At 39.2% G+C, this 204-nt stretch carries 1 protein-coding gene; it reads left to right on the top strand.

From position 1 onward, the window contains the following. Positions 1–173 (top strand): IS3 family transposase (locus VJL_RS28395; RefSeq protein ID WP_265101995.1); only part of this gene is annotated, 173 nt, incomplete at its 5' end. Positions 174–204 lie beyond the last annotated feature (31 nt).

The raw sequence follows: 204 nt of genomic DNA, 5'->3' as shown, positions 1-204 counted from the left end.
TTTTTGCTTTACTTAAAACAGAGATGTATCACAACCAGAGCTTTGAAGATGCAGATACTCTGATAGAGCAAATTAAAGAATACATCGAGTACTACAATACCAAACGTATAAAGGTGAAGCTAAAAGGCCTGACTCCGATAGAGTATCGAACTCAGGCCTTGAAAGCCGCTTAACAGAAATGTCCAACTTTACGGGGTCACTTCA

The organism is Vibrio jasicida CAIM 1864 = LMG 25398, assembly GCF_000400365.1.
Taxonomy (GTDB): domain Bacteria; phylum Pseudomonadota; class Gammaproteobacteria; order Enterobacterales; family Vibrionaceae; genus Vibrio; species Vibrio jasicida.
Note: the sequence above shows the minus strand (reverse complement) of the source record. Positions and strands in the feature narration are given on the sequence as shown.